The organism is Neobacillus cucumis, assembly GCF_023715505.1.
The window spans coordinates 41,667-66,161 of sequence record NZ_JAMBOH010000028.1; the positions used below are offsets into that span (position 1 = coordinate 41,667).

Sequence of the window (24,495 nt, forward strand, 5' to 3'; positions counted from 1 at the left end):
CTAATGTGTTGCTAAGAGAGCTCCAGACTTTTTCAACATCCATTCCCATCACACTAGCCAATTCAAGTTTCTTTTTGACAAAACGTTCTCCAGGGATGTATTTTCTGGATAGCACCATTGATTGATTCCTTTTAACATTAGTCCCCACATCTTTCCGATTTTCCCAACTAAATTTTACTTCAGCTTTACAGGCTGCCGTTTTTCGGCAGATTCATAGGCAGCTATTGCAACCTCAAGTGCCTTCAATCCATCAGACCCTGTGATGGAAGGTTCTTTTCCAGTTGAAACACTATTCAAAAAGTCACTTATCAATCCAAAATCCATGTCATCTCCCCAATAATTCCAATTAGCACCACTCTTGTTATAAACATCTAACTTTTGAGCAAACGCATCGACCTTAAGGGTTCCTTCGCTGCCGATAATTTCTAACGTTACGTCCCCCCAGGTTGGATAGGATTCGTTACGTGACCAACTGCAATCCAAAGTGGAAAATACATCATTATCGAACTCAATGGTGAGGACGCCACAATCGTCGATTGTATGAGATGAAATGGAATTGTCAATTTCTGCATATACTTCCCTCGGCTCGGAACCCATGAACCACCTCATGATGTCCACAACATGGACGGTATGGTCAATAACAGCTCCTCCGCCTGATAAAGAAGAATCGACAAACCATCCGCCAGGATTGGTCCCGCGATTTGTGCCTTTTATGGCAAGAATTTTCCCAAGTTCCCCATTATCAATCATCTTTTTGGCCCGAAGAATCGCTGAGTTAAATCGTACCGGGAAGGCTGTTTGCAAAATGACCTGATTCTGCCTGCATACGTCGATCATCTCTTTGGCATCTTCCAGTTTCGACGCAATAGGTTTTTCACACAAAATATGTTTACCAGCCTTTGCTGCTGCAACGACATGTTCGCGGTGTTTGCTATTCTCAGATGTGATGATCACTGCATCTATATCCTGTTTCAGTAATTCTTGGTATCGGCTGAAATATTGAGTTTGATATCTCAGGGCTGCGTTTGTACCGCGATTTTCATCTTCATCTGCAATTCCCACCAATTGAACTCCATGTATTTTGGTTAATGCATCTGCGTAACTATTGGCATGACCATGAGCAAAACTGATAATTCCCACCTTCATCGGATTTGTGCCTCCTCTTTTTGGTCTTCATTTATAACAACCTCTCTGCCAGTTTCAATCGATTTTAGTGCTGAAAGGGCTATTTCCATCGCTTTATAGGCATCTTCTGCTGTGACAATCGGGGCCTTGCTGGTTTCAATGCAATTAATAAAATGGTTTAGTTCAACGAAATAAGGGTTGTGCTTTAACGGACTTTCCGGAACGGCTACACCACCGCCTGCGGTACTCTTCTTTCTTCCTTCAAACAAAACAGGAACAGACTTGGAGCTGTCATGGTCAATAATTCCGTCTTGTCCCGCAAATTCAAACCGGGTTGTGAATGATTGATGCGCCCAGGATCCTTCAACATGAGCGATCACGCCGTTTTTAAAGCGAAGAGTCACCAACGAATAATCAATTCGCTTCAGACTCCCATCTTTGATGCTTTTGGCATAGACACGTTCCACTTCCCCATAACACCATCTAAGGAAGTCAAAGTCATGGATAATCATATCCAACACCAATCCGCCGCTCTTTTCATAGTCCGCATACCAGTCATCTGATCCGTGCGGAAATCCTCCCCCTCTATAGGTACGGACAACGGCTGTGTTTCCGATTATTCCTTCCTCAATAATCTTTTTGGCACGTACATACTCAGGAAAGAATCGCACGACATGACCAACAAATAGCTTTACGTCTTTTTCCTTGCAATACTCAATCATTTCTCTGGCATCATCCAGGTTCCTAGAGAGCGGCTTTTCACAAATGACATGCAGCCCTTGATCGGCAGCCTTCTTCAAAAAAGGTTTATGGAAAGGAGTGGGCAAACAAATCGAAACGACATCGACTTTTTTCAATGTTTGGATGGCTTCTTCGAATGTTTGGAACGCCGTTGTTTGTAATTTTTCGGCCAGCTCCTTGGCTTTATCCAAATTTTTATCGACGATTCCAGTAAGAACAGCATTTTCCATTTTTGCGAAAGCTTCACCATGCACATTTCCCATCGTGCCAGCCCCAATTAATAGAACATGTAACAATGTCATCTCTCCCTTAGTTTTATAAGATTGGAAACATCCAAAAATCTAATTAGGCAGGGCAGTTAGTTCATCGACCTTGCAATAAAACAAACCAGTTGCCCCCACTACACATGCGTAGCTGCCAAGACTTGATTTCTCGATTTTCACCTGTTCAACCATACTTTGAATGCCATGCTTATGCACGGTACTTCGGATCGATGGGAGGATTAATTCTGATTCGTTCATCACGCCCCCACCCAAAATCACCGCTTCTGTATTAAAAAGATGGATCAGATTAATAATTCCTAACCCAAGATATTCCCCAACTTCCTCCAGCAATTCAATCGAAAAGGAATCGCCCATTTTGGCTGCCGTACAAATATCAACGGCGGTTAACTTATCAATTTTAGCGGAAAGGTAAGGATTGACTTCACCAGTTTCAAGCCGTTCCCGGGCAATAGCGGCAATCGCAGTTCCTGATGCGTAGTTCTCTAAACAGCCTTTATTTCCACAAGGACAAAGGGGACCATTTAGATTAATAGAGATGTGCCCAAATTCTCCGGCGCTATCATGACTTCCTTTTAAAAGACTGTCGTTGCTGATAATTCCTGCCCCAATCCCAGTACTGACCGTTATGTAGATGAGATTGTGTTTTCCTTTGCCACTGCCCCACAGCCATTCACCTACTGCTGCCGCATTAGCATCGTTATATAGCTGAACAGGAAGACCAAACTTCTTTTCTAGTACTTTCCCGATTGGAAAATTCTCCAAATTCAAATTGTTTGCATAAAGAATTTCTTTCTTTTTTGAATCGATCACCCCGGCTGTGGCGATGCCAATGCCTTTAATTCGATTCATCTCGATGTCTTCTTTTTTAATGAGGGATTCAATCGCAGAGATGATTTGATGACTGAAATTTTCCCCTCCCCCCGTTGTGTCACACTGAACTTCCGAAACGACTTCTCCGTTCTCGGAAACTAGTGCGGAAAGGATTTTTGTTCCTCCAATATCTAAACCGATAGCAAATTCTTCAGTTGCTTTCAATAATGTCCCTCCCCGCTATTATTCGAAACAATCATCTACTTTCGGACCCCGCTTAACGAAATACCGGCAATCAGGTGTTTCTGTAAAAAGATAAACATAACAATCATCGGAATCGTAGATAACAGGGCACCTGCCATGAGCAAAGGATAATTGGTAGAATACTGACCTTGGAAAGAAGCAATCCCAATAGACAGTACTCTCATATTCTCAGAGTTTGTCATAATTAACGGCCACAGAAAATCGTTCCATGTTGCAAGCGCCGTAAAAATACCGAGAGCAATCAGGGCAGGTGTAGCATTCGGCAGCAGCACCCTCCAATAAATGCCCCACCAGGAACAGCCATCGATAATCGCTGCCTCATCCAATTCTTTCGGGATCCCCATAAAGAACTGCCGAAGCAAGAAGACTCCAAATGCACTGAATATTCCTGGAACGATTAAGGCATAAAACGTATCGATCCACCCCAGCTTCGTCATAATAGCATAATTCGGGATTAAAATAACTTGTGGAGGAACCATTAAAACAGACAGAATGACAATGAAAATGACATTTTTAAACGGAAATTTCATGCGTGCGAAGGCGAATGCTGCCATCGAACAAAGAAATAACTGAGCAAGAGTCCGGCCAACGGTTACAATCATTGTGTTAATGTAGTAGTTTAGGAAATCAACGTCTTCGAAAACCTTAACGAAATTATCAAAATGCCATTCCTTCGGGATAATCGATGGCGGTACCTTCATGGACTCACCGTAGGATTTCAAAGATGTAGAGATCATCCACAAAAATGGCATCATCATAATCAAGGCACCAATGATCAGCAAAATATGACTTAAAAGCTTCTTTTCTTTCAATTCCTTACACCCCCTCACTAGGAATCATAATGAACCCATTTCTTTTGGAAGACGAATTGGATGATCGTAATCGCTAAAATGGCTAAGAATAAGAGAAATGCCTGGGCTGAAGCAATTCCCATTTGTGAGTATTTGAATCCAGATTCATAGACTCCAAATACAATGGTTCGGAGTGGATCTAATAACGCGTTGTTGTCGCCAATCATGACAAAAATCAAATCAAACATCTGCAGAGAACTAATCATAGAAGTGATAAATACGAAGAACAGGGTTGGCGTAATCAATGGCAATGTAATGTTTAAGAATTGCCTAAACTTCGAAGCACCGTCAATCTGGGCTGCTTCATAATAGGAATTTGAAACTCCTTGAAGTCCTGCAAGCAATAGAATGACATTATTGCCGATCGTCATCCATACATAGACAAGAATCACTGAAAACAAAGCAATATTTGGGTCGAATAGCCATGATGGCTGAGGAAGATGGAACACACCTAGAAGATAATTAATTAAGCCGTAATCCGTGTTATAAAGCCATTTCCAAACCATTCCCACTGCGACTGGCATGGTAACAACCGGTAAAAAGTATAAAGTCCTGTAAAGCACCATTCCCTTGATTTTTTGGTTCAGCATAAGGGACACAAAGGTGGCAATCACCACGGATAAAGGGACCGACACAGCTGTAAAGACGATCGTATTGATGATGGACCTCTGAAAGGTTGGATCCACAAATAAAGTCCGAATATTTTCAAGGCCAACATATACCGGTGCTGTAATGCCATCCCAGCTTGAAAAGGATAAGGCAAAGGATGCAACGGCAGGCAGCATATAGAAGATAAGAAGTCCTAAAAAAGTAGGTGCTATGAACAAAAGAGCGAAAATAGCTTCCTTATTCAACCTTTTCTTTTTCTGCTTAACAGCAACAATTTGGGTTTTGTTCTTTTCAATAGTCGAAGAAAAGTTGGTCAACATCATCTCTCCTTTCAATAGTCAAACAGACTGCCACACAGTCTGTTTAACTATTCATTTAGGCAATCTGGTTTACTTCGAATTCTCTTTGGCAAGAATGTCATTCATCTTTTTCGCAATCGTATCCAATGCTTCATCGATCGGCTTTTGTCCCAAAAAGGCGCTTTGAATTTCTTTCGTCTCAACATCCTGCCACTCTGCAGTATTTTTGGAGACTGGATATGGAACCCCATATTCCTGAGCGTCAAGGAACACTTTTAAATCTAAGGAAGGAATCGACTTTAGCCAGATATCACTGATACTTTTATCTGCAGGAATGGAGAATCCTGATTCGGCAATCACTTTTTCCCCTTCTTTACCAGATAAGGCTTTGATTAAATCCCAAGCCGCTTTATCATTTTGGGTTTTGGCATTCATCGCCCAACCAATACCGTGAACAATGGAAGCCTTTTGTTTGCCTTTAGGAAGTGGGGCGACACCTAATTTATCTCCGAGTACGCCTTTAAATTCGCCCGCACTGACTGAAATCGCAGGAATCATCGCCACTTTTCCCGATAGGAACAGCTGCTTTCCTTCTGTCTCCATAACCGTTTTCGCAGAAGGCGAAATTCCTTCGTCAATTAATTTCTTAATAAAATGAAAGGCTTCTTTTGATTCCGGAGAGTCAAATCCAGACTTCTTTTTATCCTCGCTGATAATGTATCCTCCTGCTTGGTGCATAAGATCGTAATAAACGGATTGGCTTGTCTTGATATCTGCGGAATACCCATAAATACCCTTTTCCTTATTCGATAGCTTCTTTCCAACCTTTTCAATATCATCCCAGGTCCAGTTTTCATCTGGGTATGGAACCCCTGCATCATCGAAAAGCTTTTTGTTGTAATACAGTCCGACAGAGTCGATAAAATAAGGAGCCGCATAAAGCTTATCTTGATACGTATATAAATCCACAACGGCTGGGAAATAGTTATCCTTTTTATATTCACTATCTTTTTGAATATAAGGTTCTAGATCCTTGATAAATCCTGAAGTAGCATATTGGTAGAAGTTCGGTCCGTTCATCCAGAAAACATCCGGACCTTTACCGCCTCCAATACTTGTTTTCAGCTTGGTCCAATAATCTTCCCAAGGTGTGTAGGTGACATTGACCTTGATATCAGGATGTTGTTTCTTAAATGCTTCGATTGATTTATCCACTGCAGGACTGACATTTTTATCCCATAATGCCACTTCAAGTGTTTTCTTTTCTTTCCCGCTGCTCTGTGTGTTGGAGCAAGCAGACATAGCAACAACGACAATAATTAACAACATGTGAACCAGAAACCTCATCTTTTTCATTTTTCTCCCCCTCGTATCATTTGGTTCATATGAAACTATTAAAGATTGTAAATCTTAGAAGTCTATAAAAATTGTTAGTGGTTTCATGTTGTTATGTATCAACTACATATAGGGACATATGTAGAGAGTTTTTTTATATCTTTCATCACCTCCTAAAATGCAGCCTTTATGTAGGCCATTAAATGGTAAATTGATATTTTTCTTGTAAGAGAACAGCTGCTGCCCCAAGCATTTCAAAATCAGCCCCAAGGGAGGTTGGCTGTATATTGACCTCTTCTTTCAGAATCGGGATGACCTGCTTGGATACATGGCTTTTGAGCAAGTTTACAAATAAATCATTTTCCTGGACGATTTCACCGCTGAGGATAATGACCTCAGGGTTTAATAAGTGAATGGTATTAATAATACCTGTTGAAAGATGAGAGGCGATTTCCTCCATAATTTGCAAACATAAAGAGTCTCCTTCATTTATTGCTTGGACAAATACCGCCGGCGTAATCCGACTCAGATCGTCTCCAACAAGATCCCTGATGATCGTTTCCTTCCCTCGGCTCATCAGAGCAGTCACAATTTTGGAGTAAATGGCCGGCCAATTCACATAATTCTCTAAACATCCTTCATTTCCGCATTCACATTTTAGGCCTCCCTTTACAATTGTGGTATGACCAAGCTCTCCTGAACTGCCTTTATATCCACGGATAATTTTTCCATTCACCATGATTCCCGATCCGACGCCATCACCAATCGTGATATAAACCAAATCTTTATACTGACCGAAGGAGCCAAAGTAATTTTCTGCCAATACAAAGGCATTGGTATCATTGTCTAAATAGGTCGGCAGACCAAATTGTTGTTCAACCATTTCCTTTAAAGGAACATCGTAGAGTTTTAGTTTGGTATTGTAAGAGACAATTCCCTTTCCAGCATCCACAATTCCCGGTGTGATGATGGAGACTCCTTCACACCCCTCGAGATTTTCCTTTGACTGGAGAAAGTGTTCAATAATTTGTAAGGTCAGGCTAATGATTTCTTCCCCTTGTTGATAATTGGTAGAATGGATTTCCTTTCGTATAATGCTGCCTTCCAAATTCATCTCAGAAATTTTAATAAAAGAATTCGAAATCGACACGCCAATGACATATCTGGTATTCGGATCGAACCGAAGTAATACCGGCTTCCTTCCTCCATTGGAAATACCAATCCCATCTTCACGCACAACCCCTTCATTAATAAGTTCGTTCACGGCGGAAGTTACGGTGGTTGGACTTATGTTAATTAGCTTTGCTATATCACTTCTCGAAATAGGTCCATGTTTTCGAATCGTGTCCAATATGATTGACCTATTCAGTTCTTGCATCAGTTTCAAATCACCTGTTCTGCGCATTCCCCTACACCTCTGACTCTCCTAGACTTACTTTTTCCAGTGTCTTTATTAAGTATAATAAACGGCATTTCATAAATTGTAAACACTTACATTTCTGAAAATATTAAATATTTTAAAAATAGGTAAAAAATCATATTCTGCAAAATCATTCTATAGTCCTGCCAATAAAAGATATAGTGGATTCAGATAGAAAATCACTAAAAAAAATAATAGTAAACCTTTTTCAGTTATTTAAGTTAATCAGCTCATACGCGCTAGGAAAAAAGTATAAAGGAAAATAGTAGGATTTACTTTCCATTATCATTTCTAAAAAATAAAAAGGAGAAGATTTTTGAAAGGTCGTGTTCGATAAGATGCTTTATATAAGAGATATTGAGAAAATAATTGAAGTTACATTGCAAGAACACAAATTAACTGTTGATTATGAATTTAACAATAACCTACCCGCACCTATGAGTTTTAACGTATCAAATACTACGATTAAGTTTAACTATTTACAAATTAATGGATACATAGCTAATATTAACTTTAAGATTAAAGAGACAGATGAAGACTGTGTAAAACTTATTCTCTATCATCAGCTCGGGTATTATTTAGCTTTTAAGAACAACAAACATGATTTAAGGGTTTTAAAGTATTTCGGGGATGAAAAAAAAGCACAGCTTCTAGCTAAAATAGAATCCAATGCGTGGGATTATGGCAGAACCTTGGTACCAGAAAAATTAGTAAATTCCTATGATAAAGTCCGTGAATTAGATAAAATGCTACAAAAAAACTATTAAACAAATGTAAAACTAGGTAAAAATTCCACAAATGCAGTATTAATAAAAGAAACTTAGCGATGCTTAGATAAGCATCGCTAAGTTTCTTTACTTACCTTCGTGTGTATGGCCTAATTAATCTGCAGCAGGCTCCATAATCCACAGAAATAAGCGTACCTCTTGACATCTAGTTCAAAACTATCGGCCTTTTAAACTTGTAATCCGTTCTAAAGAAACTATAAATCGGTTCAGATGATTTTGAATGAAAAACGCTTGTTGTGGACTCAGGCTTTCCAATATTTAAGGATATAGATACATGATCGTCGTTTGGAAAATTAGGATCATAAATATGAATGGAAAGATCGTTCTCATTCAGATCATAGCCATAGGCAAGAACTTGATGATTTCTTCTTATCTCAAAAGGATTAAGAGATTTCACTCTGACTAAACCAAGCGGTGAAAGCTTTCCGTTATCAAGATCATTTTTTATTCTTGGCCATTCCTCTTTGATCATTCTCCACGCCCTTCCATTCGGCTCATGATCCTGGAGGAAAGGATTCATCAAAACCATATATTTCATAAGACCTAAGGGCCAATGAAAGCTTTCAATCTGCCGATTAACAATATACTCGAAAAGTGGACCAGAGGAAGGGGCTGTTGGATTGGACGGGATTGGCATCTTTGCTTCAAAGTAATCCATGACCGCATAAATCATTCCGCCACAAAGACCATAGGATGCATCACCGATTGGAATCTGCTGACCCAAAACTTTTATTTTCTTTAATGGAACATGTGGAAAGCTGTTTCCAAATTTAAAAGCGGATAAACTTGGCAGAAACCCTGTTAAGGTTGACATAGTGACTTCCCCCTACTTTATGTAAAATGATCGTAAAAATATAGCAACAGTCTTTGATTAATTAGATTTATTTTATGCTTATTTCCATCAGTTGACGATAAAAATTAGCCAACCCCAATCATGTTATTAGTCTAATAATAACAAATCCCATAAATCTTATTTGGTTTGCTGTGGACTGTCCCTTTAACTTTCGAAGTTCCAGAGAGTACAAAAAGCCTACAATTTCCTGTAGACTCTCTAATGTTTTAGTTTATCAGCTCATACGCACTAGGAACAAAAGTATGAAGGAAAATAGTAGGATTTACTTTCCACTATCATTTCTAAAAAATAAAAAGGAGAAGATTTTGAAAGGTCGTGATCGATAAGATGCTTTATATAAGAGATATTGAGAAAATAATTGAAAATACATTGCAAGAACACAAATTAATTGTTGATTATGAATTTAACAATAACCTACCCGCACCTATGAGTTTTAACGTATCAAATACTACGATTAAGTTTAACTATTTACAAATTAATGGATACATAGCTAATATTAACTTTAAGATTAAAGAGACAGATGAAGACTGTGTAAAACTTATTCTCTATCATCAGCTCGGATATTATTTAGCTTTTAAGAACAACAAACATGATTTAAGGGTCTTAAAGTATTTCGGAGATGAAAAAAAAGCACAGCTTCTAGCTAAAATAGAATCCAATGCCTGGGATTATGGCAGAACCTTGGTACCAGAAAAATTAGTAAATTCCTATGATAAAGTCCGTGAATTAGATAAAATGCTACAAAAAAACTATTAAATAAATGTAAAACATGAAAAAAGTAATGGGGGTCTGACTCCCATTACTTTTAAATTTAAAACACTTAAATACTCTCCAAATTTCTCTTGGTCATTCAAAATGTCTTAGAATTCTAAAGGACGTAACACTGTCATACCATGGTATTCCCTCTAATACGTCAGTACCTTTATACTGCAAAAAGCTGACCCATTTAGGGTCAGAACCAAAATAATCACGACCGCTTTGTTAAATGAACTATGTTCTCCCATGCAAATCATCAAATCTACTAATCAAAAGAACCTCAACTAAAGGTTCTGGCCGGAGATCGCGTTATTCATTTTGAATTAGCTGAAGACGTGACTGGCTTATATGAGCAAGATATTACTTCCAATCAGATAAACTGGGCAGAAAGCCTGCTAAGGTCGAAATAGTAACTTTAAAGCTTTTTGGGACGTTTCAAATAAAAATTTAATGTCTTTGATGATGTTGCAAACGTTTGATCCTTTTTAAGAGCGTATAGGATACATGAATTTTTTCATTTTCTCAAGCAATTCCTGGCACCAGTCTCATCCACAATGATTTAGGATAAGCGACCATTGAACAATATCTCCATCCCCATTTAAGGTTGTTTCAATAAAGCACAAACCTCCTATAACCTTATCATTACCAAATGCCTGTTTTAATGAAGATAGATGAACTATACCATTTAATAGTGGTATAATAACCGTTTTCTCGCCTATAAATGGTTTCAAATCGTTTATTGCTTCTTCTAAGTGATAAGCTTTTGTTGAAAATAAGACGACATCAAATGGAGTTGCAGCATCCGTTTTTGTTATTAGTTTAAGTGTAAAAGAGAAATCTCCGTTTACGCTACGGATGACTAATCCTTTTTTCTCAAGCTGTTGTTTCCGTCTACTACATACGAGAAAGCTAACGTCCTTTCCATTCTCTACCAAACGGTCGCCAAAATAACCGCCGACTCCTCCAGCCCCTAGTACTAAAATACGCGTATAGAACTCTCCCTTTCTAAATAAAACAATTATGATACTTTACTACTTATTCAACTTAATAATTTGAATCTTTATTTGTCAAACACTTACTTCTTTTAAGAGTAATAAACTTTACGTTTGATAGCCATGCTTTTAAAGCGGTCTATCCATTGTATCAACCGCAAGATATAATCAAAGAAGATGAGCTTAAGCAGGAGTTGGTGAAGAAATGAAAAGTATCAAATTGTTACAATTAGCTATTATCAGCAGTGTTATTGTCATTCTGTATATGTTTTTTCAGTGGAAAATAATTGATATGATAACAGAATTTCTGATGTTGCCTGTTCTCTTAATAGTGTTTGGATTTTTTATTTTCATTACAATTCGAGCAATCATAACTTTGTTTAAAAATAAGAATTGGAAGCCATTAGTCATCCAAGTGTTCACAATCCTATTACTAATTTTCATTCCATTCAATCAAATCATACTGAATTTAAATTTTAAATGGAACAAATCTGAAAGAGAACAAGTAGCTAACATGGTTAAGAATGGAGAACTAAAACCTAATGTTTCATACAATTCTTCGCTAATTCATCTGCCTAAGGAGTACACCCATCTTTCCAGTGGTGGTGGGGATATTGTGGTTGAAAAATCGGGCAAGAATTACAATATCCTTTTCTTTACCTACCGTGGGATATTAGATAATTTTTCTGGGTTCGTATATACGGCGAATGACCGAAAACCTTCTAAAAAGGGTTTGATGGAGACTTTAAAGAAATTGATAAGATAGGCAAGAATTGGTACTTTATCGGTTCTTACTAAAAAATGTTAAAACGGCAGCGATTTCGCTGCCGTTTTGTTATCCTATTTAATTCCTATTTGATGTGTTATTTACGGTTCTATAAATCATTTTGCACCTCATAACGGAATCTTGGAGGCACTACTCATTATAACAAAGGCAAGAGAATGAACAGGAGAAAACTAGTATTACCAAAAATAAACAAAGACCACAAGTCAGTTTTTTGTCCAGCACTAATTTTAAAAATCCCAAGCAATCCTTGATCGCCTGGGATACGAAAATTTATTTTACTTTTTCAACTGTAACCCCTGCCCACTCTTCATAGCATTTAATGACGGCACTCATATCTTCTGAACCATATCCTTTTGCTTTAGCCATTTGAAAGATTTCTTTAACTATGGCGAGGACAGGAGCTGAAACTTCTAACTCTTTTGCTACATCCGCTGCTAAACCAAGGTCTTTATGTATTAATTTCGTCATAAAGTGTGGTGTAAAATCGCGGTTTAAAATCTTGGGTGCCTTGTTGTCGACTTGGCCGCTTCTAGCTCCTCCGCCATTGACGACCTTAACAAAGATTTCCGGGTCAATGCCAGCTTTTGTTGCCATTGTAACCGCTTCTGTGAACGAGATTAGATTAATGGCAGACATGATATTATTAGCTAACTTCGTATAGGATCCCTTCCCATTTTCACCCATATAATAAGCACCTTGTCCTGTCGCTAAAAACAAAGGCATACATTTTTCAAAAATCTCCTTATTGCCGCCTACCATAAAGGTAAGAATTCCCTCAATGGCTTGCGGTTCACTACCTGTAACCGGAGCATCAAGCATTTCCACTTCACGCTCTCGAAGTTCCTTGGCCAATTTTTTGCTTGTTGATGGTGAGATAGTACTGGAATCGATCACAATCAATCCTGGATGGGCACCGTAAACGATACCATTTTCACCAAGTACTACTTCCTCTACGGCCGCATCGGCCGTAAGCATCGTGAATACAATATCACTTTTTAAGGCAACTTCCTTAGGAGAAGCAGCAAGGATGGCCCCTTCTTCTTTGAGAAGATCCATTTTCTCTTTGGTACGATTATAAACCGTTAGTTCATAACCATTTTTCAGCAAATTCTTTGCCATTGGAAGCCCCATCGTTCCTAAACCGATAAAACCAATTTTCATTAATCTGACACTCCTTTAGTAAATAAATAAGTCCCCTTTAAAGTTCAACTGACACATCATAATATCCTTTAGGAAAGTTAAATTTCTTTCACAATAAATAACCAGAAGCCAAATTAGACTTCCGGTTTATCATTCAAACCACTCTTATTTCTCAAATCCAGCTGTAAAAGTAATAGATCCATCCGCATATTCTTTTATATTTTTCACAAAAATGCCTGTGTAATTGGTGGCTGCACCTGTACCGTTCGAAAAATAATAGGATCCAGAGTTTGATGTGGAGGTTGGGGTGAATACTTTACCTGTCGTGAATAAATCACCAGGGTCCCCACTGTTGCGATTTCTTTCCAAATCCCATTGGTTATCGGCTTGAATAACGGCAACCCCATAATGAGTTTCACCTGTCGAAGGATCCGGAATAACCTGCTGTTTGCGGGATTGGAACCAGTTTTGAGCTTCATTTGGACTCCAGAAATTTCGTGACAATACGTTTTCATCGACATGATAAATGGCTAATCCATGACTTCCATAACGAGAAAGCACTAAATCAAACGTACCTGGTTGCTGCTGGCGATTCTCAAGTAAGAAATATTCACTTCCCTTCGAACCTGGCACCACAAGTTTTACTGTCCCTTTTGCACTCGAAGTAGGGTTTAATGTGTAAGTTTTTTGTCCCGTGGTTAGAGTATCAACCCCCTCTATACCTAGAAAAACTTTTGACCAGGCATCAAAATGAACCTTGAATTACCGGAATATGGTGCCGCGTTTGGATAACGGGTCCAACTGCCGGAAGCCATAATCGTGTAGGCACCCATCGCTTCGGAATCATAGCCATAATCATACAGATCTGGGAGACCAAGAACATGACCAAATTCATGTGCGTACACTCCAACTTGTGGAGGATATGGTCCGCTTACCGCTCCTAAATAACCTGTTAAGTCTCCACCGACCTCCGGCTCAATGGTGTAGCTGTTGACTTTCACTCCATCAACGGTAATTTTATGTGCTTCGTAATCCCAATTAGCAGGTTCCATACCCGTGTTCGCATATTCGTTATAATAGGCGGCATCGCGGCTCGGGTCTAAATTACATTCCGCCCCGGTTCCAGGGTGAATGAGGAAAATATTTGGCACTTCCCCATTTACAGCAAATTGTGAGAAATCTACTTGGGCGTCTGCTGCCTTAACTGCATCATTCACCAATAATGCCATTGTGTAGTCGCCATAATCGTTTGAAACCACCCCGACTTCCTGACCAATTTTATAATAGCTGTATGGATGTGGCATTTGAACTTCGATAACTTCCCCTGAAACATTAACTTTTCCATATGAGGCTTCTTGAGAGTAATTTTTCAGGGTACGATTCGTTGGTGCAGATACGCCATTGTATGTGGCGTATTTTTCAAATTGTTTCATTTCATAAGGGTTATACTCCGTTCCAAACAACAAATTGTTTAACTGAGCCAAGGGCATGTGCTCATAGGATACTTTTGACGGCACTTCATCAGGACTTTAAAGAAAGGGCAATGACTTTTTGTTCAGGAGATATCGATTGAGTCCCTACTGACGTTTTTGGATTAAGTGCATGAGGTCCCTTCACCAAGTGTGCAGGAAGATGTGTGGTTACATCAATCCCCTTCTTTTTTGCGGCCGCAATCACTTCTTCTGGCAGCTTAACACCCTAATAAGCCGTATTAAATTGAATAGACGCATTCTCCTTTTTGGCTTGAACGTTTGGAACGGAATTAGTTGCAGCAGCAGATAATATTAATGCTAAGCCATTCCGCCCATTAAGCTCATTTTCCATCTCTTTTTCACCCTGCCAACTCCCCGCTAAAAAAATGAAATACGTACTATTAATTCCTTAGGGAAGCTAAATTTCCCTTTGAAAAAAAATGAGAGGTTTTGAGGAATGAAAAGAAGTTCTGTCGAAACAAAAAGTTGATGATACCATAGTTCGCCGCATAAGTTGAATAGAAACATCCTGACGGAAGGAGTGGGTCTTTTTGGCGAAGGTTCATGCGATCATCAGCACGCCTAGTAATCAAGAAGAATTTGACAAATATTATTTTGGGGTACATATTCCAATGGGTGAAAAACTTCCTCACCTGAAAAAATTATCAATTCAAAAAGTGGTGGGAACTAATTACACCATGGAAAACTTATATATAGTTACTGAACTTGAATACGAAAATATAGAGCTTCTTCAAGAATCTCTGGCTTCCGATATTGGATGTAAAGTTCGAGGCGACGTTCAAAACTTGTCAGAGTTTCTGCCGAAACCGCCTGTTATTGTGATTACGGATTGAACATCATAGTAAATGAAAAGGCAGGGATTTTCCCCGCCTTTCCTCTTTACACAAAAATCGCCACAGGCCTAGCCCAACCAGCACTGGCACCTTTGATTTTAATAGGAAAAACCGCAACAGTAAAACCAGTTCTTTTTGGAAGCAATTCTAAGTTTGCTAGTTTTTCAATTTGACAATACTCCGATTCTTTTCCAACATAATGCGCGGCCCAAAGAACACCTTCTCGTGGGTTCCTTTTATAATCCTCTGCTTGTTTATACAAGGGAATATCCCATCCCCAGCCGTCCGTTCCCATCACCTTAATTCCCTTGTGAATCAGCCATCTTGTCGCTTCCGCCGAAACACCTGCATGAACAGCCGCATAATTGTCCTGATAATACTTTTTATCAGCATCTGTTCTTACCAGGATAATACCAAATGGCTGTAGTTGATACTCCATTTCCTCTAGTTGTTTTTAAAAGTCTTCTACCTCAATCTCATATCCGGAGGGCTTATCGCTAAAATCAAATAGCACTCCATGACCATAGAACCATTCTAGAGGGAGTTCATCAATGGTTCTGGAAGGTTGTCCCGCTGTATGTGCCGCATAGTGCCAAGGTGCGTCTACATGCGTTCCGGTATGAGTAGTTAACGTAACCGTTTCGACCGCCCAGGCTGCATTGTCAGGAAAATCGCTTGGTTTCAGGCATAAAACCTGTGCCGCTTGTTGGGCTCCCTGTTCATGTGTTTCATAGACGATTTCAGGAGGAAATGGCTCCTTGGCTTGGTTGTCCATCGGGACACTTAAATCAATGATACGCAGATTCGTTCGATTCATTTTTCAATCCCCTTTTTCAATGATCATGGTAGTAAACCTCTTTTATGAGTTATTGGACTTTTTAAAATTTACGAACAAATCATAGAATCTATTCCGGTTTTCTTCTGAAAAATCTAGTTCTCTCTGTAACACCACCCCTATTCAACCACTTAAAATAAAGACCTAATATTTACTATGAGAGGAGTAGACACCTCAAAGAAGCAAAAATAAAAGACACCAAAAAGCGCGGTGTCTCAAATGAGTACTTTTACATTTCTTAAATTTTATCGATTTTATTGCTCTATTAATTCTGATACTGGAATACTTTGTTTATTGTCCGGTTCTCCAACAGGATGAATGACCGCCATTTCTTGACCTCTGTCCACATTTTCAATGAAAACAGGTACATCCTTATACGTAACGTTGATCATAGCGGAAGCATTTAAAATTTCATGTGCCCTTTGTACCTTCAAAAACTTCACCACCCTTCCAGCTCTTTCAGGGAACAGTATTTGTCTAATACCTGTTTTGTATTCATCTTAAAAAGGGGTAAAAAAATAAGTCTTATAACAAATCCTAAATGACTATGTAATAGAGAATACCATAGCCCTATGCGAAATTTTTTCCATTTAAATAATAGGCCGCCTCCAAAAAGACACTAAAGGCAACTTCCACTTCAGTAATATTTACTGAATGGACGTGCTTTGTGATAATTTTGGCAAATTGATCTTGTAATTCCTGGCCTCGTTCAAACCATTTCACCTCAATAAATGGAAATCCCTGAACTTCATTGTCATTAAATACAAATGTTGATTGAGGAATTTCTAACGTGAAATTATCAGTATCACATTCACAAAGATCTGCTAGTTCTTTTACTAACCGGGTACTGATTTTTTTCACTTGATTGACCGAAATTCCTTTAAATATTAATTGGGGCATTTTATTTTCCTCCAGAAGTCTTTATAGATATGATGTTCTCTGATCAATCACCCTAGCTACATCATGTCCGCATTTTTTGCATTTTACTTATTATGAATAAATTAAAAAAGACCGGGCTTGAATAGACGGTTCGCCTAAGGGGCTGCCGACTAGGAAGGAGAATCCACCTGAGCCAGCGAACTCAAGGGCGGATTATTTTTTTGAGATAATAGACAGTTCAGCTGCGATTAGTTTTGGGTACTAATCTATTTTTGAATTAATCCAATCTAACGCACGCTTGACATGGATAAATGTTTTATAGCCAGACATGTCCATTCCACTATTTACAACAGTCATGGCTAGTTCAGGACGCATCCCGGTAACAATAACATCGATACCTAACAAAACTAGACTATCTCCAATCTCTTTCAAGTATCTTGCAATTTCTTGATTCAGATGTAAAATGCCAGAATAGTCAATAATAATATATTGTAATTGCAGATCGGAGATAGAAGGAACTACCCGTTCTACAATATAACTTGCTCTATAAGAATCTATTTCACCAACTAATGGCAACACGGCAACAGCCTCCTGAATCAAAACGACAGGCGCCGACCGTTCCGCCAATTCTTTCTTCGTCTTTTCCTTGTATCTTTCTGAAAGCTTTTCAAATGCTAAAATGGTTTCGTTTAAGCTGATATCAAGCATTGAATTAAACCTTGTAATAATAGTTGTCCATTCCCTTAATGAAATGTCAAAGTCGTCACTTAGTTTGGTGATAAGATCAGCAAAGACTGCTCTAGTGGGCGGATACCTAACCGCGATCTCGGATATTTTCCCTCCTGAAGTGACTTGATGTTCTGCATTTTGTTTACTCCATACTAAAAGTTCCTCAGGAATATCCTCTTTATCCTCCAAAATTGACTTCCCTAAATACTGAAAAAATTTTATGTACATGACAATTGCTTGTTGCTTTTCTCCTTCGGAAATCACTAAATTCATCCTATGAAGAACACCTTCAACAATTTGTAATGCCACTAAAGAAGAATTGTCCGTGAAATAGGCAGCTATTTTATCTAATCTCATTTCGTAAAACCTCCTTCTTCCCTTCTATTGCTATTATACCTTATAATATCCCGTAAGTTTGTTCGTAAAATAAAGCTTAGAAATTACTAGTATCGAAATAAGCTATAATTATATGATTAATAAAAATAAGACAATCTTAGATATTCCTTCGCTCTTTTGTCATCCCTATGTATAAAAGCGATACTCCCCTCTCCGTCCCTTAAATCCGCCTTTTATAGATTCTAAACTTTTATTCGCCCAATTTTTTTACAACCATTACATAAAAAACCCTCCTAGGAAAATAATACTATTCGTATTACATAATCCAAATTAGGTATAGTCAGTCCAAATACCAATGAAGAAAAATTGCAGCAATGAATTTGATGCTTTTCTTCATGAATTGTTCCTCCTAATATGTAAGGCCATTGGTGTTATTTTTCCACCAAGTGCTTCACGTTGTTTTTGTAATTTAACCGTTTGCAGCAGTTCATGGACAAAGGTTTTTACAGAATCCAAACCAACAAGACTATTCAGTTCATTTAGAATATCTTCTAATGTTTCTTCTTTAATAATCGAGATGGTTTTTAGTAAAATTCTTACCTTATCGGCCTCCGCAAAAAATTCATGATCCTCCATTTTTACAAGGATATTGCTGCTGCTTGAGAGTTTACCTCTTGCCCGAGCATCTAATAACACTGAATAAAAGTTATTTTCCACAAGATCGTGGACTGCTTCACCATATTTTTTGGTAGCTAAAAGTCTTTCGGCTAATACCGAATAAACGTTTGGATCAAATTGAATATTTAATTGTGCCTGTCTTTGTAATGTGGCAGACGCTTTATGAAGCTGCGTATGTAAAATGGTACGCAGAGAATCGACAGTTAATGGTTCTGTATAAGAAAAGGATTGAATCTCCCTCAGTAAACCAGGAGGCACCTTATCCGCAATGGATACTGGAATTTGGTGCCCAGCTTGGTTTAAATTAACTTCCGCATCCATATAGAGTATTAAAAAATAATCGGAAGCACTGACCACAATTCCTTCCGGCGTTCGAAAATAACCATCCCGAAACAGCTTTGTCACATAACTAATAACCACTGAATGAGCCTTTTCAACCCCTGTAAAGCAAACTGTACCAATTCCATAGCTAAATAATGCTGAACAATCCACAATAAAGTTGGTATGTATATCTTTTTCGCCGTATTGACTTAAGTCCATCGTAGAATAACTTTTATACGGTGTCAGTTTTTTCTTGTACAGTTCATTAATCATGATATTCAAACTTAAATTTTTTCCTGTTCCAGAGGGACCACAAAGTAAGATCGTGTTTTGAATGCTGCCTTTATCTCTTGCTAAAAATGACTTTTTAAAACACACAAGTAAGTCATCAATGTATCGTCCTTGTCCCAATACATGGCTATTTAAAGTATGCTTAATTTCATTAAATAAGTGATCAAGTTCTTCATTTGACCGGTTCAAGGTTAAATTTTTAATACCCAATGTAACATCTCGGGCCGCTTCCTTTATAGCACCACTGGATTGAGGAATGCCAGCATGATGCGGCCCAGGTATGTTTGACCCGCTAGGGATACTACTACTTACTCCAGCCATTGTTTGCCTTCCCAAAGCTGTTCTTTGTTTCTTCCCTCTAAACCCTTCCTTTTGGATAAAGTCAATTAGTTGAATTTCAGGTAAGACGATCCTCAACCATTTTTGTAACCCCATGTGTTATTTCACCCTAACTATTTATAATTCCAATCATCATTTAATCTGAACGCACATTAAAAGATGAAAAAGTACCTTCTTCATTCCTTCAACTTTTGCAGACATGCTTCATCGTCATGATGCCACTAAATCTTGTTATTCATAATAGAAGCTTTCCATTTTTATAAATCCTTCTTTTATTTTGTTACAAATTTAACACTTCAAACCCCCTTTTCCTTCATGAACCAAGCCATTATGATTCTTTTTAAACACTTCTTCCCAATAGATTATTTTGTTATAATTTGTAAATAAGGAGGGAAAGGAATGGGATTCGGGTTTAGAAAGAGTTTCAAGATTGCTCCAGGAGTTCGATTGAATGTTGGTTCGAAAAGTGTTGGTTTGAGTGCAGGTATCAAAGGTTTACGCTATAGTGTGAATTCAAGAACCGGCAGCCGGGTGACGGCAAGCATTCCAAACACGGGGATTTACTATACCACTTCAGGAGGCAGGAAACGAAATACCCCAGCTTATAATCGGCAAAGAGAAATACAAGCAAGACAGAAAGAAATGGATCGATTAAATGACCTGGAACAAGCAGCCTTAGCGGTTGATTACTATGAAAATAAATTGGAAAGAGTTCATTCCATTCATAAGGAAGCAGATGAACCGATCAATTGGATCCAGGTCAGGAGTGCGAACCCGCCCTATTCTAAGAATGAAGGACAAATTGGTTTCCATGAACAGGCAGCATTAGAAAAGTTGGATAATTATAAACCGAATCTGATCTCGAAATTATTCAGACAGTCGGATAAGGAATTGGAAAAACTCAAAAGTGAAGTAATGGAAGCACGACAAAAAGATGAAATCGAATACCGTTCCTGGGAAAGGGACGTTCGAATAGCCACTAAGGTCATAGAAGGGGATATTGATAACTACTTCGAAGTCATCCAAGAATTCAATCCATTAGATGACTTACTTGAATTTGGAAGCGGCTTCGAGTTCTTCGCAGAAGATCCAAAGACGATGGAAATAGAATTTGACGTCCACAGTGATACAGTTGTACCTAAGGAACAACTATCATTAACAAAAACAGGAAAGTTATCCACAAAACAGATGCCAAAAGGCAAATACTTCGATATCCAACAGGACTATGTCTGCAGTTGTATATTAAGGATTGCCAGGGATATGTTTGCGCTGCTGCCATTGGACACCGTATATATCCATGCAACGGAGACGATTATGGATACCACAACCGGCCATTTTAGAAAGATAACCATCCTTTCTGTAAAAATAGAAAAAAGGACATTAAACAGATTGAATTTTGACAATATCGACTGTTCGGACGCCCTGCAAAATTTCATTCATAATATGAAATTTAAGAAGACAGCGGGTTTTAGTGAGGTAGATAGATTAACCATTGATTAATTTTTCTCATACATTTATTAACAATATAAATTTCTTTCTTAGCTCATATCGAATTTTATTATCCAATAAAATGAGTGGACAATCCACTTGATTGAGACCCCTAATACAGGAAGGCACTAAACAAACTTTTTGTCAGAACACCTTAAACTATTAATGGATAACCATGGTATTTTCGCCACCATTGTTTGTACAACAGCATCAAGTTAATAGTATGAGTTGAAAGGAAATTAAAATGCCTTCATGTTTTCGATATCGGATGACCATTTCGTTTATTCCACTCGAACCGATTACCCAGGCATGAATTGTTTTTGTTTAAATGGAGTTTGGATAAATGAATAAATTATTTTAAAAATTTGGCGTTCAATATGTTATAAGTTATAATAAAATTAAATAATGAATAAATTAATAAAAACCGAACATGCTGCTACATGTCCGGTCAGCAATAGACGGTTCCCTCAAAGGGGATCGGCTAATGAGGGAATAATCCACCAGAGCCTCTTAACTCAAGGGTGGATTATTTTTTTGATTTAAACGACAGTATGGTTACGATTAAGCCCGCAAAACCAATTGCAAACATTAATGATTCATAAACTGTCATCCAGCATCACCCCCTTTCTATCAGGGAGTGTGCCGACCACCCTTGAGAAATCCTATTCTATTACATCTATAGTTTATCATAATCCAAATAAAAAGAGAACTTATGTTCTTTTTATTGAAGTTTCTTTTTATTTATTGATTATTAACTAGTAAATGAGTTTCTAATAAAACTACTCATTTTTATATCACTTTTCTTTCTTTAATCCAGAATTGTCGAATCCTACTTTTTTCTTTAGCTAGCTACTTACTTTGATAAGGGCTCATTATTTTTTCAGCAGATTTATATCATTTGTACTTAAGAAAGCATAAAAAATCAATAAATTAAATAAGACCGAATATGCAGAAACATGTCCGGTCTTGTTTCGTCAGAGAAGTTTTATTTAATCATCGAAACCGGACAATGCGATTGACTGACACTTCCAAGCATTAAGCCTTTAATGTTTCCCAATCCTCTGCAGCCCATGACGATGATTTGATAATTCCCTTCCTCTGCCTTTTTTGACGATTTGAATAGCTGGTTCGCCCACCACAGATTGGACTTCTATTTCGATCCCTTCCTTTTCTGCAAGTGTAATAGCAGGTTTTAATAAATTTTCGCTCTCATTGATTTGTTCTGTAAAAAGACGATCGATTATTGCATTCGGCATCCCTTCGGAAATTTTCAAATTCTTTTCAACATGGATCTCGCAAATGATCGAGTTTCGTTCCTTCGCTATATCCAACGCCGCCATTAAAGCTTTTTCACTCATCTTAGAACCATCGATTGCCACAAGAATGCGATTAAACATATGAACATCTCCATTAAACAAAATATGCTATCCTCTTGTAATAGGCGGTACCCTCTATGGGCGACTATGTGGTGAAATAATCCCCCCTAGCCTATTGAACTTATTTCTGTTCCAATTTATTCACTTTTCTTTTTACTTCTGCCATTTCTTTAAATAAAAGTTCTACATCTGAATTAACCTCAAATGCCAATGTTCTCACATGTCTCTTCGGATAGTTGTAAAATTCTCAGTCATGAGTGTAGCGGTGTGTTTAACATATCTATTATTTCTTGTTGGCCCTTCTCAACATTTTCCAATTGATCCATTAATTGTTTATGACCTGTAATTAATTCTTCTTGGCCTTTTTCTAATTTATCTGAGCGACCTATTAACACCTTTTGGCCCTGATCCAAATTAACTGTGCGGTTGATTAACACCTTTTGGCCCTTTTCTAAATTATCTGTGCGGCTGATTAACTCCTTTTGGCCCTTCTCTAAATTATCTGTGCGGCTGATTATCTCTTGTTTGCCCTTTTCTAAATTATCTGTGCGGCTGATTATCTCTTGTTGACCCTTTTCTAATTTATCTGTGCGGCTGATTAACTCCTTTTGGCCCTTCTCAACATTTTCCATTCGATTGGTTAATTGTTTATTACTTGTAATTAATTCCTCTTGTCCTTTTTCTATTTTATCTGTCCGACCTATTAATTCCTTTTACCCTTTTCTAAATTACTTGTACGGCTGATTAATTCCTTTTGACCAGCACCTATATGCTGCAGTTCTGAAAGAATTTTATTGAATGTTTCTTCCATAACGTACCTCCGCTCTATTATTACCAAAACATTATCCGATTTCCAGTACAATGTAAAATGCTTTATATAGACTTGGTTCAATTTTACCCTGACGTGTTCCAAGTGCTTCTAGACTTGGTTCGATATTATACAGACGTTTATTAATTGGTTGTAATTCTTCTCTTAAAACGGAACGTAATGTTTCTTTTAATTCATTATTCATGATCATTACCTCCAAAGTTTTTATATTATAACAAGTTAACTAAGTTTTTGGAAACTCATTGTATTACTACTTTTTTAACACCTTTTAAATAGACTTAGAAGTACTTTTTTGACATGTATTATTAGAAAAATGTTGGAAGGTTAAAAAAAGTGACTACCATGAAAAGTTGTAAACTAAGTAATGGGTATCAAATGGGAGGTTCTTGAGGATTTCTTCGAAAATGGATGCGGTTCGTTTTATTTCATAAAAATAGAAATGATCATAATCGGTGCTGCCAAAATAAAAGCCAGATTTCGTAGGAAGTACTTTTTGAGGTGGTATTTTTTTAGAAAGAATCCTAATACATAGGTTATGTAGTTCTTGAATACTTTCCTTCGTTATTTCATATGTTCCGCATTCATCTAATCCATTTGACACATGCACGACAAACCAATTGTGAATCTGGTTGGCTTTTCTCCAATAAGCCACTTCTGTAAGCAAGCTTCTCCATTGGATATTTATTTCTTTGTCTTCAAAATGTTTGATATGTTGTTTTATTTTTTCATAAGTTGTGTCATTCTTCTCCTCATGCTCTCGTAAATGGATATCAGCAGACAGGATTTCCTTTAAGGACATCCTGTAAACGAGCACAATATTTCAGTTATTCATTTTCACTTTAGTCCAGAAAAAAATCTGAAATAATTTGCTTGTTTTTTCATTTTAATTCAGATTGTGAAAAATCTTAATCAAATTATTTCAGCTTAAAAATAACGAAAAGAAAACCCCTAAAAAGGGGCATCAACTCGAATATATTGACGTATATTTATCCGGATCTTATACACTTCTTGTGT

At 37.8% G+C, this 24,495-nt stretch carries 27 protein-coding genes and 2 pseudogenes; 5 read left to right on the plus strand and 24 right to left on the minus strand.

All coding sequences use genetic code 11. The features are described from left to right. Positions 1-174 precede the first annotated feature (174 nt). From M3226_RS25495 to M3226_RS25525, 7 genes are all read right to left on the minus strand, one after another. A complete protein-coding gene (locus M3226_RS25495) occupies positions 175-1,146 on the minus strand; it encodes a Gfo/Idh/MocA family protein (protein WP_251571480.1) in 972 nt (323 codons plus the stop codon). After that, positions 1,143-2,162, minus strand: coding sequence for a Gfo/Idh/MocA family protein (locus M3226_RS25500; RefSeq protein ID WP_251571482.1), 1,020 nt, complete (start codon positions 2,160-2,162; stop codon positions 1,143-1,145). The genes M3226_RS25495 and M3226_RS25500 overlap by 4 nt, the downstream gene beginning before the upstream one ends. Before the next feature lie 45 nt (positions 2,163-2,207). Next, positions 2,208-3,185 (minus strand): ROK family protein, encoded by a 978-nt coding sequence (locus M3226_RS25505; RefSeq protein ID WP_251571484.1) that lies wholly within the window; start codon positions 3,183-3,185, stop codon positions 2,208-2,210. 35 nt (positions 3,186-3,220) lie between these two features. Then, entirely contained in the window at positions 3,221-3,982 is a 762-nt protein-coding gene (locus M3226_RS25510) for a carbohydrate ABC transporter permease (protein WP_251571523.1), read from the minus strand. Between the two features lie 71 nt (positions 3,983-4,053). Next, complete coding sequence (locus tag M3226_RS25515) at positions 4,054-5,007, minus strand: carbohydrate ABC transporter permease (protein ID WP_251571486.1); 954 nt, start codon at positions 5,005-5,007, stop codon at positions 4,054-4,056. A 66-nt stretch (positions 5,008-5,073) separates the two neighbouring features. Beyond that, positions 5,074-6,339, minus strand: coding sequence for an ABC transporter substrate-binding protein (locus M3226_RS25520; RefSeq protein WP_251571488.1), 1,266 nt, complete (start codon positions 6,337-6,339; stop codon positions 5,074-5,076). 178 nt (positions 6,340-6,517) lie between these two features. After that, on the minus strand, positions 6,518-7,723 hold the full coding sequence (locus tag M3226_RS25525; RefSeq protein WP_251571490.1) for an ROK family transcriptional regulator: 1,206 nt from the start codon (positions 7,721-7,723) through the stop codon (positions 6,518-6,520). A gap of 353 nt (positions 7,724-8,076) precedes the next feature. Between M3226_RS25525 and M3226_RS25530 the strand changes: the two genes are divergently transcribed. Further along, positions 8,077-8,505, plus strand: a complete 429-nt coding sequence (locus M3226_RS25530; RefSeq protein ID WP_251571492.1) for a hypothetical protein — start codon at positions 8,077-8,079, stop codon at positions 8,503-8,505. Positions 8,506-8,671: 166 nt separating this feature from the next. Here the strand turns inward: M3226_RS25530 and M3226_RS25535 are convergent, their stop codons facing one another. Continuing rightward, the gene (locus M3226_RS25535; RefSeq protein ID WP_251571494.1) at positions 8,672-9,340 is read right to left on the minus strand and encodes a hypothetical protein; all 669 of its coding nucleotides are present in this window, start codon (positions 9,338-9,340) and stop codon (positions 8,672-8,674) included. A 354-nt stretch (positions 9,341-9,694) separates the two neighbouring features. On the opposite strand from M3226_RS25535, the gene M3226_RS25540 reads away from it, so the two are divergent. Then, on the plus strand, positions 9,695-10,135 hold the full coding sequence (locus tag M3226_RS25540; protein WP_308211989.1) for a hypothetical protein: 441 nt from the start codon (positions 9,695-9,697) through the stop codon (positions 10,133-10,135). Between the two features lie 569 nt (positions 10,136-10,704). On the opposite strand, the pseudogene M3226_RS25545 reads toward M3226_RS25540, so the two are convergent. After that, positions 10,705-11,154 (minus strand): annotated as a pseudogene (locus M3226_RS25545) (2-dehydropantoate 2-reductase N-terminal domain-containing protein); the annotation flags it as partial. A gap of 178 nt (positions 11,155-11,332) precedes the next feature. Between M3226_RS25545 and M3226_RS25550 the strand changes: the two are divergent. Further along, on the plus strand, positions 11,333-11,893 hold the full coding sequence (locus tag M3226_RS25550) for a hypothetical protein (RefSeq protein ID WP_251571495.1): 561 nt from the start codon (positions 11,333-11,335) through the stop codon (positions 11,891-11,893). Positions 11,894-12,184: 291 nt separating this feature from the next. On the opposite strand, the gene M3226_RS25555 is transcribed toward M3226_RS25550, so the two are convergent. From M3226_RS25555 to M3226_RS32350, 4 genes are all read right to left on the minus strand, one after another. After that, complete coding sequence (locus tag M3226_RS25555; RefSeq protein WP_251571497.1) at positions 12,185-13,075, minus strand: NAD(P)-dependent oxidoreductase; 891 nt, start codon at positions 13,073-13,075, stop codon at positions 12,185-12,187. 144 nt (positions 13,076-13,219) lie between these two features. Next, entirely contained in the window at positions 13,220-13,690 is a 471-nt protein-coding gene (locus M3226_RS25560; RefSeq protein ID WP_251571499.1) for a hypothetical protein, read from the minus strand. A gap of 86 nt (positions 13,691-13,776) precedes the next feature. Beyond that, complete coding sequence (locus M3226_RS25565) at positions 13,777-14,538, minus strand: immune inhibitor A domain-containing protein (protein ID WP_251571501.1); 762 nt, start codon at positions 14,536-14,538, stop codon at positions 13,777-13,779. Positions 14,539-14,752: 214 nt separating this feature from the next. Then, positions 14,753-14,878 carry a hypothetical protein gene (locus M3226_RS32350; protein WP_285857994.1) on the minus strand — a complete coding sequence of 42 codons (126 nt, stop codon included), beginning with the start codon at positions 14,876-14,878 and terminating at the stop codon, positions 14,753-14,755. Positions 14,879-15,077: 199 nt separating this feature from the next. Between M3226_RS32350 and M3226_RS25570 the strand changes: the two genes are divergently transcribed. Continuing rightward, positions 15,078-15,380, plus strand: coding sequence for an EthD family reductase (locus tag M3226_RS25570; RefSeq protein WP_251571503.1), 303 nt, complete (start codon positions 15,078-15,080; stop codon positions 15,378-15,380). Positions 15,381-15,426: 46 nt separating this feature from the next. Here the strand turns inward: M3226_RS25570 and M3226_RS25575 are convergent. The 5 genes and pseudogenes from M3226_RS25575 to M3226_RS25595 form a co-directional block, all read right to left on the minus strand. Continuing rightward, a pseudogene (locus M3226_RS25575) lies at positions 15,427-16,197 on the minus strand (cyclase family protein). A gap of 272 nt (positions 16,198-16,469) precedes the next feature. After that, positions 16,470-16,649, minus strand: a complete 180-nt coding sequence (locus tag M3226_RS25580; protein ID WP_098533597.1) for an H-type small acid-soluble spore protein — start codon at positions 16,647-16,649, stop codon at positions 16,470-16,472. Between the two features lie 136 nt (positions 16,650-16,785). After that, positions 16,786-17,115 (minus strand): DUF1904 family protein, encoded by a 330-nt coding sequence (locus tag M3226_RS25585; protein WP_251571505.1) that lies wholly within the window; start codon positions 17,113-17,115, stop codon positions 16,786-16,788. Between the two features lie 240 nt (positions 17,116-17,355). Continuing rightward, positions 17,356-18,180: an STAS domain-containing protein gene (locus M3226_RS25590; RefSeq protein WP_251571506.1), complete on the minus strand. Its 825-nt coding sequence runs from the start codon at positions 18,178-18,180 to the stop codon at positions 17,356-17,358. Between the two features lie 372 nt (positions 18,181-18,552). After that, complete coding sequence (locus M3226_RS25595) at positions 18,553-19,884, minus strand: hypothetical protein (RefSeq protein ID WP_251571508.1); 1,332 nt, start codon at positions 19,882-19,884, stop codon at positions 18,553-18,555. Positions 19,885-20,187: 303 nt separating this feature from the next. Here M3226_RS25595 and M3226_RS25600 point away from each other — a divergent pair, with 303 nt between their 5' ends. Beyond that, complete coding sequence (locus M3226_RS25600; protein WP_251571510.1) at positions 20,188-21,288, plus strand: DUF4236 domain-containing protein; 1,101 nt, start codon at positions 20,188-20,190, stop codon at positions 21,286-21,288. A 514-nt stretch (positions 21,289-21,802) separates the two neighbouring features. Here the strand turns inward: M3226_RS25600 and M3226_RS32860 are convergent. The 6 genes from M3226_RS32860 to M3226_RS25625 form a co-directional block, all read right to left on the minus strand. Further along, positions 21,803-21,886: a putative holin-like toxin gene (locus tag M3226_RS32860; protein WP_374110691.1), complete on the minus strand. Its 84-nt coding sequence runs from the start codon at positions 21,884-21,886 to the stop codon at positions 21,803-21,805. Positions 21,887-22,261: 375 nt separating this feature from the next. Next, positions 22,262-22,348: a universal stress protein gene (locus M3226_RS25605; RefSeq protein ID WP_251571527.1), complete on the minus strand. Its 87-nt coding sequence runs from the start codon at positions 22,346-22,348 to the stop codon at positions 22,262-22,264. Continuing rightward, a complete protein-coding gene (locus M3226_RS25610; protein WP_251571512.1) occupies positions 22,320-22,673 on the minus strand; it encodes a universal stress protein in 354 nt (117 codons plus the stop codon). Before M3226_RS25610 ends, M3226_RS25605 begins: the two co-directional genes overlap by 29 nt. A gap of 230 nt (positions 22,674-22,903) precedes the next feature. Next, complete coding sequence (locus tag M3226_RS25615; RefSeq protein ID WP_251571515.1) at positions 22,904-23,284, minus strand: hypothetical protein; 381 nt, start codon at positions 23,282-23,284, stop codon at positions 22,904-22,906. Between the two features lie 210 nt (positions 23,285-23,494). Then, positions 23,495-23,665 carry a hypothetical protein gene (locus tag M3226_RS25620; protein WP_251571516.1) on the minus strand — a complete coding sequence of 57 codons (171 nt, stop codon included), beginning with the start codon at positions 23,663-23,665 and terminating at the stop codon, positions 23,495-23,497. 153 nt (positions 23,666-23,818) lie between these two features. Continuing rightward, complete coding sequence (locus tag M3226_RS25625) at positions 23,819-24,280, minus strand: hypothetical protein (RefSeq protein WP_251571518.1); 462 nt, start codon at positions 24,278-24,280, stop codon at positions 23,819-23,821. Positions 24,281-24,495: the final 215 nt, after the last annotated feature.

Excerpts from the sequence above, each read along its gene's own strand:
- M3226_RS25495 (WP_251571480.1), bottom strand. The coding sequence starts at position 1,146 with ATGAAGGTGGGAATTATCAGTTTTGCTCATGGTCATGCCAATAGTTAC.
- M3226_RS25510 (WP_251571523.1), bottom strand. The coding sequence starts at position 3,982 with ATGATGATGCCATTTTTGTGGATGATCTCTACATCTTTGAAATCCTAC.
- M3226_RS25515 (WP_251571486.1), bottom strand. The coding sequence starts at position 5,007 with ATGATGTTGACCAACTTTTCTTCGACTATTGAAAAGAACAAAACCCAA.
- M3226_RS25520 (WP_251571488.1), bottom strand. The coding sequence starts at position 6,339 with ATGAAAAAGATGAGGTTTCTGGTTCACATGTTGTTAATTATTGTCGTT.
- M3226_RS25525 (WP_251571490.1), bottom strand. The coding sequence starts at position 7,723 with ATGCGCAGAACAGGTGATTTGAAACTGATGCAAGAACTGAATAGGTCA.
- M3226_RS25530 (WP_251571492.1), top strand. The coding sequence starts at position 8,077 with ATGCTTTATATAAGAGATATTGAGAAAATAATTGAAGTTACATTGCAA.
- M3226_RS25535 (WP_251571494.1), bottom strand. The coding sequence starts at position 9,340 with ATGTCAACCTTAACAGGGTTTCTGCCAAGTTTATCCGCTTTTAAATTT.
- M3226_RS25550 (WP_251571495.1), top strand. The coding sequence starts at position 11,333 with ATGAAAAGTATCAAATTGTTACAATTAGCTATTATCAGCAGTGTTATT.
- M3226_RS25555 (WP_251571497.1), bottom strand. The coding sequence starts at position 13,075 with ATGAAAATTGGTTTTATCGGTTTAGGAACGATGGGGCTTCCAATGGCA.
- M3226_RS32350 (WP_285857994.1), bottom strand. The coding sequence starts at position 14,878 with ATGGAAAATGAGCTTAATGGGCGGAATGGCTTAGCATTAATATTATCT.
- M3226_RS25585 (WP_251571505.1), bottom strand. The coding sequence starts at position 17,115 with ATGCCCCAATTAATATTTAAAGGAATTTCGGTCAATCAAGTGAAAAAA.
- M3226_RS25590 (WP_251571506.1), bottom strand. The coding sequence starts at position 18,180 with ATGAGATTAGATAAAATAGCTGCCTATTTCACGGACAATTCTTCTTTA.
- M3226_RS25595 (WP_251571508.1), bottom strand. The coding sequence starts at position 19,884 with ATGGGGTTACAAAAATGGTTGAGGATCGTCTTACCTGAAATTCAACTA.
- M3226_RS25600 (WP_251571510.1), top strand. The coding sequence starts at position 20,188 with ATGGGATTCGGGTTTAGAAAGAGTTTCAAGATTGCTCCAGGAGTTCGA.
- M3226_RS32860 (WP_374110691.1), bottom strand. The coding sequence starts at position 21,886 with ATGACAGTTTATGAATCATTAATGTTTGCAATTGGTTTTGCGGGCTTA.
- M3226_RS25605 (WP_251571527.1), bottom strand. The coding sequence starts at position 22,348 with ATGGGCTGCAGAGGATTGGGAAACATTAAAGGCTTAATGCTTGGAAGT.
- M3226_RS25610 (WP_251571512.1), bottom strand. The coding sequence starts at position 22,673 with ATGTTTAATCGCATTCTTGTGGCAATCGATGGTTCTAAGATGAGTGAA.
- M3226_RS25615 (WP_251571515.1), bottom strand. The coding sequence starts at position 23,284 with ATGGAAAATGTTGAGAAGGGCCAAAAGGAGTTAATCAGCCGCACAGAT.
- M3226_RS25620 (WP_251571516.1), bottom strand. The coding sequence starts at position 23,665 with ATGAATAATGAATTAAAAGAAACATTACGTTCCGTTTTAAGAGAAGAA.
- M3226_RS25625 (WP_251571518.1), bottom strand. The coding sequence starts at position 24,280 with ATGTCCTTAAAGGAAATCCTGTCTGCTGATATCCATTTACGAGAGCAT.